We start from the raw sequence: 8381 nt of genomic DNA on the forward strand, positions 1-8381 counted from the left end.
AGTGAGAGCGTGGCCGATCATTTGCCTCACCTGCTGCGCTCGGACGCCCGCGACAACCGCGAGCGCATCCTCGACGCCGCCCGCGCGGTGTTCGCCACCGCCGGCCTGGACGTGCCGATGCGCGAGATCGCCCGGCGCGCCGGCGTCGGGCCGGCCACCCTGTACCGCCGGTTCCCGACCAAGGAACTGCTGGTCACCGCGGCGTTCGAGGACCAGATGCGGGCGTGCTACGCCATCGTCGACGAAGGGCTGGCCGACCCCGATCCGTGGCGCGGGTTCGCCTCGGTGATCGAGAAGCTCTGCGAGCTGCACGCGCGCGACCGGGGCTTCACCGCGGCCTTCACCTCGACGTTCCCGCACGCGATCGACTTCACCGCGGATCGTGCCCGGGCGACGCGGTCCATCGCGGAGCTGATCCGCCGCGCGCAGGACGCCGGTGAACTACGCCCCGACGTCGTCCTGGACGACGTGTTCCTGGTGGTCAGGGCCAACAGCGGCATCCAGGCACCGACGCCGGCGGCCCGCCTTGTCGCTTCACGACGCTTCGCTGCGCTCGCGCTACGAGGGCTGCGCGCCTGAGTCCTGGCCTTGGTGCAGCGCTGCGTACACGCGGTCGCGCAGGGCGTTCGCCTCTCGGTCCGAGAGAGTCCTCGCCGGCGGGCGCAGCACCAGCCGGACCACGAGGTTCTTCTGGTCTTCGGTGGCGCCGAGCCGGGCCAGCGCCTGAGGCGGCAGCCGCGCGCACGGCGTCTCCTGGACGATCTCGACCGACTCGACGACGTCGGCGTCGTCGCCCAAGGCGGTGCGGACGCGGTCGCCGAGGTCCTCGGCACGGTCGTCGGCCGCGACCGCGATGGAGAGGTCGCGGCGCACCGGCGGCAGGGCCGAGACCGGCCGGTACGGCGCGAGGTCGGTGAGCTGCGCGGCGACGGCCGGGTCCGGTGACCGCAGCAGGCGGATGTCCGGGATGCCCTTGAGCAGCATCAGCACCCGGTCGAGGCCCATGCCGAGGGCGAGCCCGGACCAGCCGGTGCCGAGGCCGGCACGGGCGAGGACGGCCGGGTGGGCGAGACCGCATTCGGCGACCTCGACCCACTCGCCGTCCCGGTCGACGTCGAGCTGCACGCCGTCCACTGTGTACGGATGACGGCGGGGTTCGAGCCGCCACCGGCGGCCCGGCAGGAGCTTCTCGACGAGGGCGGCCACGAGTTGTCCGAGATCGGTCGTTTCGGTGCGGGTGATCCGCCAGAGGTCGAGCTGGTGCGGGGTGCCGGTGTGCAGCCGGTCGATGCTGTCGCGCCGGTAGACGACGCCCGGGCAGACAAGCAGGACGTCGTCGGCCGGGCACGCTTTGAGCGCCCGCAGTGCGGCCGGGACCATGGCGCTGGAATGGCTGCGCAGCACGTGGTCCGGGTCGACGTAGCGGGTGTAGCGCGCGTCGCGGGTGACGTCGGCGGGGTCGTAGCCGAGGTTGTCGTAGTTGTCGGCGACGGTGACGATCCGATCGCCGGGCCACCACCGGACTTCGGTGCGCGGTCCCCGGGCGGCCGCGACAGCCAGCTCGACGACTCGCTGGAGGGCGTGCGGCCCGGCCGCGGGATCGGTGAGATCGCGGACGGCGAGGTCGCGGGTGAGCTGGGTGGGGGTGAGCAGTTCGGGCATGACGGAACCTCCTGGGTGAACGGGTGGGGTGAGCGAAGGTGCTCCCCCTGGCCCGGACACCAGGCGAGGTTCACTACGGTCCTATTCGGTCACGTGCGGCGGCGACCGCCGCGATGGCGTGACCGAACCGCGCTCAGGTGAGCACGGACATGGCACCGGAACCCCACTGGCACCCGCGAAGGGCCAGGGGGCCGGTAAATCGGCGGTAACCCGCGACGACGGCCACGGACCCAGGTTAGCCGGGTCGTCACGCGGATTTCGCGGACCGCGAGCCGCAAACCACCTCACCCGGCCACCACCTCGGCCCGGAACAACCCCACCAACCCCCTCACCCCTCCCTCACTCACCCACCTCCCCATCTGCCAGCTCCCTCAGCAAGTCCAAGTGCCCCACGTGCCGCGCCGTCTCCTGCACCACGTGCGCCACCACCCAGCGGACCGTGAACTCCGATCGCCGCCGCGTCCGGTCGTCCGGGCCCAGCCGGCGCAGCGACTTCTCCGACCGGGCCCACTCGGCCTTGTACGCCGCCACGACCGAAGCCGGTGTGTCGTCCGCGGCCAGGTCCCAGCTCGGGTCCGGCGATCCCGCCCACAGCGACGGCAGGTCCGCTCCCCCGGCCTCGATCGACAGCCACCACCGCTCGACCGCCGTCAGGTGCTTCACCACCCCCAGCGCGCTCAACCGCGGCGATGTCGGGAACGGGGCGGCCGCGGCCTGCGAAACCGACAGGCCGGCCAGCTTGTTCACCGCCGTCGCGCGGAGGAACTGCAGGAAGTCCAGCTGGAGACGCAGCTCGTCCCACGCCAGGCGGGCCGGCCAGGACCGGTGCGTCTTCGAACTCGTGTTCGACATGACCGGAAAGTACCGCACGGGTCCGACAAAATAGAGTGATCGGCATGTGGTGGGGACTGCTCTGCGCCCTCGGCGCCGCAATCGCGTACGGCGTCGCTTCGGTGATGCAGTCGGTCGCCGCCCAGGCGACCGAAGACACCGGCACCGGCGGGGTCGATCCGAAGCTGCTCGTCCGCGTCCTCGGCCAGTGGAAGTTCGTGGCCGGCCTCTCGCTGGACGTGCTCGGCTTCGTCGCGCAGATCGCCGCCCTGCACGTCCTGCCACTGTTCGTCGTGCAGGCCGCGCTCGCCGCGAGCCTCGCCGTGACCGCGGTCGCCGCGCGGTTCCTCGGGATCCGGCTCGGCCCAAGGGAATGGGCGGCCGTCGCCGTCGTGTGCGCCGGGCTCGGGCTGCTCGGCGCGGCCGCCGAGAGCGAGGGCTCCGACCCGGTCGGGCTCGGCTTCCGCCTCGGGCTGATCGGGGCCGTCGTCGTACTGGCCGCCGCCGGGATCGCGGCCGGCAAGGCGAGCCGTCGCATCAGGACGCCCGCGCTCGGGCTCGTCGCCGGGCTCAGCTTCGGCGTCGTCGCCATCGCCGGGCGGATCATCCCCAGCCTCGCTCCGCTGGACCTGCTCACCGATCCGGCCACCTACACCGTCGCCGTCGCGGGCGGGATGGCGATGCTGTTCTACGCGACGGCGCTGCAACGCGGCAGCGTCACCACCTCGACCGCGATGATGGTGCTCGGCGAGACCGTCTTCCCGTCGCTGGTCGGTGTGCTCGTCCTCGGCGACCGCACCCGGCCCGGGTTCGCCGTCGTCGCGATCGCCGGGTTCGCCCTCGCCGTCGCGGCCGCGCTCGCGCTGGCCCGCTTCGGAGAACCGGCGGCCGAGGGGAATGAGACGAAGCCGACCGTGTTCCCGTAACTCGTTTACTTAGACTAGCCTTACCTATCCCACGACAGGACAGGGAGGCGCGGGTGAGCACGACCGGACGGGAAGTCCTCCGTCGTTCGATCACCGGGCAACGACGATCGGTGGCGCTCGCTTCGCTGCTGACCGCGTGCCACCAGGGCGGCGAAGCGCTGGTGCCGGTGGTGATCGGCGTGGTGATCGACCAGGCCGTCGCGGGTGGCTCGGTGGGCACGCTGCTCTTCTGGCTGGCGGTGCTGGCCGTGCTGTTCGCCGCGTTGTCGACCAGCTACCGCCTAGGCGCCCGCTTCGGCGAGCGCGCGGCCGAACGCGCCGCCCACGACCTGCGCCTCGACGTCGGCCGCCGCGTGCTGCACCCCGGCGGCGGCGCCGAGGCCGGCAACCTCGCGGGCGAGCTCGTCAGCATCGGGACGTCGGACGCGAAGCGGGTCGGCCAGGTCAACGGCGTCCTGCCGTTCGGCGTCGCCGGGCTGGCCGGGCTGCTGGTCAGCGCCGTCGTGCTGCTGACCATGAGCCTCCCGCTCGGCCTGCTCGTGCTGCTCGGCACGCCGCCGATGCTGTACCTGGCGCACCTGATCGGCAAGCCCCTCGAACGCCGCAGCGAGGCCGAGCAGGAGCGCTCCGCCTTCGCCTCCGGCATCGCGACCGACCTCGTCGCGGGGCTGCGCGTGCTCAAGGGCGTCGGTGCCGAACGCGCCGCCGTCGACCGCTACCGCCGCACCAGCCAGGACTCGCTGCGAGCCACCTTGCGCGCGGCGCGCGCCCAGGCCTGGCACAACGGCGCGCTGCTCGCGCTGACCGGCATCTTCATCGCCGTCGTCGCGCTCGTCGGCGGGAACCTCGCGGCGGCGGGCGACATCAGCGTCGGCGACCTCGTCGCCGCGGTCGGCCTGGCGCAGTACCTGATCACGCCGTTCTCGATCTTCTCGTGGGTCAACGGCGAGCTCGCGCAGGGCCGCGCGTCGGCCGGGCGGATCGCCGACGTGCTGAACGCGCCGTCCGCCGTCGACGCCGGCGAGGCCACGATCCCGGCTCCGGCCGCGGGGCACGTCCGGCTGTCCGCGCTCAGCCGGGGCGCACTGCGTGACGTCGATTTCGAGGCCCGCCCGGGCGAGCTGCTCGGCGTCGTCGCCACCGACCCCGCGGCCGCGACCGATCTCCTGGACTGCCTCGGCCGCGCCGCCGACCCCGCGACCGGCTCGGTGTCGGTCGACGCGGTCGACCTGTCCACTGTGGACCCGAGCCGGGTCCGCGAGGTGGTGCTGGTGGCCGCGCACGACGCGGACCTGTTCGCCGGGACCGTCGCCGAGAACTTCGGAACCGGGCCGCTCACCGAAGAAGCGATGACCGCGGCCGCCGTCGACGAGGTGGCCGGCGCGCTGCCCGACGGCGTCGCGACCGAAGTCACCGAACGCGGGCGGTCGCTCTCCGGCGGGCAGCGGCAGCGGGTCGCGCTCGCCCGCGCGCTGGCCGTCGACGCGCCGGTGCTCGTGCTGCACGACCCGACGACCGCCGTCGACACCGTCACCGAGGCTCGCATCGCCGCGGGCCTGGCCGAACTGCGGCGCGGCCGCACGACCATCCTCGTGACCACCAGCCCGGCGTTGCTCGCCGCGACCGACCGCGTCGTCCTCCTCGACGACGGGCGGATCGCGGGTGAAGGCAGCCACGCCGACCTGGCCGGTCGCGCCGACTACCGGGCGGCGGTGCTGTCATGACCCGCGAACTCCTCCCCGTGGCCGACGGGCGCCGGATCCGCGCCGTCGTCGGCGAGCTGGCCGGCCGGTCGAAGGGCCGCGCCGCGGCCGCGTTCACGATGCTGGTCGCGGCCACCGCGATCGGGCTGCTCACCGCGCCCCTGCTCGGCCGGGTCGTCGACCTCGTCGCGACGCGGCGGCCGGCGGCCGAGCTGCTCACGCCGGTCGTCGCACTGGTCCTCGTCGCGGTCGGGCAGGCCATCGCGACCGCGATCGGTGTGTCGCTGGTGGCGCGGCTGGGCGAGACGATCCTGGCCGAGCTGCGCGAACGCTTCGTCGAACGGGCCCTCGGGCTGCCGCTCGACCAGCTCGAGCGGGCGGGGTCCGGCGACCTCACCGCGCGCGTGACGAACGACGTCTCGGTCGTCGCGGAAGGCGTCCGGCAGGCGCTGCCCGAGCTGGGCCGCTCGGTGCTGACGGTCGTGCTGACGCTGGGCGCGCTGGCCGTCCTGGACTGGCGGTTCCTGCTGGCCGCGCTGGTCGCCGTGCCGATCCAGCTGTGGACGGTGCGCTGGTACGTGCCGCGCGCGAAGCCGCTGTACGCGAGTCAGCGCGAGGCCGTCGGCGCGCAACAGCAGCAGCTGCTCGACACCATCGGCGGCGCGAAGACCGTTCGCGCGTTCCGGCTGGCGGACGCGCACCTGGAGCGGGTGCGGCAGCGGTCCGGCACGGCCGTCGACCTGGCGCTGCGCGGGATCCGGCTGGTGACGCGGTTCTACGCGCGGCTCAACCTGGCGGAGTTCGTCGGGCTGTCCGCGGTGCTGGCCGTCGGGTTCCTGCTGGTCGGGGCGGACGCGGTCACGGTCGGCGTGGCGACCGCCGCGGCGCTGTACTTCCACAGCCTGTTCGGGCCGATCACGACCGCGCTGGCCCTGGTCGACGACGCGCAGGCGGCCGCGGCCAGCCTCGCGCGCCTGATCGGCGTGGCCGACTTGCCCGCCGAGGCGTCGCCTTCGCGGCCGGCGCGGCCGGTCGACGCGTCGGTGAAGACGGCGGCGGCCGGTTACTCCTATGTGGACGGTCATCCGGTGCTGCGCGACGTCGACCTCGACGTCTCCCCCGGCGAGCGGGTGGCGCTGGTCGGCGCGAGCGGGGCCGGGAAGACGACGCTGGCCAAGCTGATCGCCGGGATCCACCAGCCGTCGTCGGGTTCGGTGACGCTCGGCGGGGTGGCATTGGAGGAGCTCGGGCCGGAGGCCACGCGGCGGACCGTCGCGCTGATCAGCCAGGAGGTCCACGTCTTCGCCGGCCCGCTGGCCGAAGACCTTCGCCTCGCGCGCCCGTCGGCGTCCGACGCGGACCTGCGGGCGGCGCTGGCGAAGGTGGGTGCCCTGTCCTGGGTGGACAGTCTGCCGTCCGGGCTGGACACGGTCGTCGGCGAAGGCGGCCACCAGCTGACGGTGACCCAGGCCCAGCAGCTCGCGCTGGTCCGGCTGGTGCTGGCCGACCCGCCGATCGCGATCCTCGACGAGGCCACGGCGGAGGCCGGCAGCGCCGGTTCGCGGGTCCTGGAGTCGGCGGCCGCGGCGGCCCTGGAAGGCCGGACGGCTCTGGTGGTGGCGCACCGCCTCACCCAGGCGGCGGCGTCCGACCGGATCGTGGTCCTCGACGCGGGCGCCGTGGTGGAGTCCGGCACGCACGACGACCTCGTGGCCACGGGCGGCCAGTACGCGAAGCTCTGGGCGGCGTGGTCGGGTCAGCGAGCCTGACGCCGTGTCGTCCCTCTGATCACGCGTGTCGACCCGGAAATCACGCGTGCCGGCCCTTCCGTAACACGGGACTCGCGTGATCCAGGACGGAACTCGCGTGATTGGGCGCGGAACTCGCGTGATTGGGCGCGGAACTCGCGTGATGGAAGGGGCATCACGGGTGATTGGAGAGGCATCACTCGTGATTGGACGGACGACACGCCGGGAGCCTTCTGGCTCCCGGCGTGTCGTGTGGGGGAAGGGTCAGTTGTCCATGGCGTCGGCCAGGGACTTGGGCCGCATGTCCGTCCAGTTCGCTTCCACGTGGTCCAGGCACTCCTGGCGGCCGGCCGGGCCGAAGGCGACCGTCCAGCCGGCCGGGACCTCCACGAACTCCGGCCACAGGCTGTGCTGGTTCTCCGCGTTGACCAGCACCAGGTACGTTCCGGACGGGTCTTCGAACGGGTTGGTCATGCCCAGCCTCCTCAGGCGGTGATGTCCGTGCGGGCGCCCTTGACGACCTCGGTCAGCTTCTGGATGACCGGGGCCGCGAGCACCGGGTTGAACCGGGGTTCGGTCGACCAGTCGGCGAGCTGGTTCGCCTTGACCGCGGGCAGCTGCGCCCACGTCGGGATCGCCGCCAGCTGCTGACGCGAAAGCGCGTACGTGCGGCTGTCGGTCAGGATCAGGTCGGCCGGGTACTTGCCGGCCTGCTCCCAGCTGAGCGTCTCGAAGTAGTCGTCCGAGCCGGCGCCGTTGATGATGTCCAGGCCCAGGTCGCGGTAGTACGCGAGATCCGCGAAGAACTCCGGCTTGCAGACGTACAGGTTGTCCTTGTCGCTGGACACCACGAGGACCTTGAGGCCCGGCTTGGCCTTGACGGCCGCCTTCAGGTCGTCGGACGCCTTCTGGAAGTCTTCCTTGCCCTTCTTGATGGCGGGGGAGTTCGCGTCGCCACCGAGGGCCACGGCGAGCTGCTCGTAGCGCTCGATCACCTTCGGCAGCGTGACCTTGTACTCCGACATCGCGACGATGGGCGCGACCTGCTGCACCTTGGGGCCGAGGTCGTCCTTGAGCACCCACAGGTCGGTCGGCTTGGCGCCGGTGAGCCCGGTGATCACCAGGTCCGGCTTCGTCGCGGCGAACTTCTCCATGCTGAAGTCGTCCCACGCGTTGCCGATCGACGTCACGGCGTTCAGGTCGATGTTGCCGGCCTGGATCTCCTTGCCGCCGTCGGCCGTCTTCTGCGGGCCGAACACGCCGACCGGGCGGACGCCGTAGTCCCACAGCGCGGCCGCGGAGCTGACGTAGGCCACGACGCGGGACGGGCGCTGGTCGCGAGAGGCTTTCTGCCCGCGGTCGTCGGTGAACTCCCACGGACCGGACGCGGCGGCGGGCTTCTCGCCGCCGCCGCTGCCGCACGCGGTGAGCGCCGCGGCCGCGACGAGACCGCCGGTGCCGATCAGGAATCCACGCCGGCTGAGCCCGGCACCGCCTTGAAACACGGACAT

General features: G+C 72.9%; 8 protein-coding genes. 4 read left to right on the plus strand and 4 right to left on the minus strand.

Going from position 1 to position 8381, the window contains the following annotated elements; all coding sequences use genetic code 11:
• Positions 1–9: 9 nt before the first annotated feature.
• The gene (locus tag AB0M83_RS21495) at positions 10–579 is read left to right on the plus strand and encodes a helix-turn-helix domain-containing protein (RefSeq protein ID WP_364519566.1); all 570 of its coding nucleotides are present in this window, start codon (positions 10–12) and stop codon (positions 577–579) included.
• On the opposite strand, the gene AB0M83_RS21500 is transcribed toward AB0M83_RS21495, so the two are convergent.
• A complete protein-coding gene (locus AB0M83_RS21500) occupies positions 559–1662 on the minus strand; it encodes a hypothetical protein (protein ID WP_364519568.1) in 1104 nt (367 codons plus the stop codon). The two genes, AB0M83_RS21495 and AB0M83_RS21500, sit on opposite strands and share 21 nt — an antisense overlap.
• Positions 1663–2001: 339 nt before the next feature.
• Positions 2002–2514 (minus strand): DinB family protein, encoded by a 513-nt coding sequence (locus AB0M83_RS21505; RefSeq protein WP_364519570.1) that lies wholly within the window; start codon positions 2512–2514, stop codon positions 2002–2004.
• 44 nt (positions 2515–2558) lie between these two features.
• Here AB0M83_RS21505 and AB0M83_RS21510 point away from each other — a divergent pair, with 44 nt between their 5' ends.
• Genes AB0M83_RS21510 through AB0M83_RS21520 form a run of 3 tightly spaced genes read left to right on the plus strand, consistent with a single transcriptional unit; the run spans position 2559 to position 6891 of the window.
• A complete protein-coding gene (locus AB0M83_RS21510; RefSeq protein ID WP_364519572.1) occupies positions 2559–3419 on the plus strand; it encodes a hypothetical protein in 861 nt (286 codons plus the stop codon).
• A 53-nt stretch (positions 3420–3472) separates the two neighbouring features.
• Positions 3473–5143: an ABC transporter ATP-binding protein gene (locus tag AB0M83_RS21515; RefSeq protein WP_364519574.1), complete on the plus strand. Its 1671-nt coding sequence runs from the start codon at positions 3473–3475 to the stop codon at positions 5141–5143.
• On the plus strand, positions 5140–6891 hold the full coding sequence (locus tag AB0M83_RS21520) for an ABC transporter ATP-binding protein (protein ID WP_364519576.1): 1752 nt from the start codon (positions 5140–5142) through the stop codon (positions 6889–6891). The genes AB0M83_RS21515 and AB0M83_RS21520 overlap by 4 nt, the downstream gene beginning before the upstream one ends.
• A gap of 243 nt (positions 6892–7134) precedes the next feature.
• Here the strand turns inward: AB0M83_RS21520 and AB0M83_RS21525 are convergent, their stop codons facing one another.
• Together AB0M83_RS21525 and AB0M83_RS21530 are read right to left on the minus strand one after the other, a co-directional pair.
• Positions 7135–7344 (minus strand): MbtH family protein, encoded by a 210-nt coding sequence (locus AB0M83_RS21525; RefSeq protein ID WP_364519578.1) that lies wholly within the window; start codon positions 7342–7344, stop codon positions 7135–7137.
• A gap of 11 nt (positions 7345–7355) precedes the next feature.
• A complete protein-coding gene (locus AB0M83_RS21530; RefSeq protein WP_364519580.1) occupies positions 7356–8381 on the minus strand; it encodes an ABC transporter substrate-binding protein in 1026 nt (341 codons plus the stop codon).

The sequence above is a fragment of the Amycolatopsis sp. NPDC051106 genome, assembly GCF_040682775.1.
Classification (GTDB): domain Bacteria; phylum Actinomycetota; class Actinomycetes; order Mycobacteriales; family Pseudonocardiaceae; genus Amycolatopsis.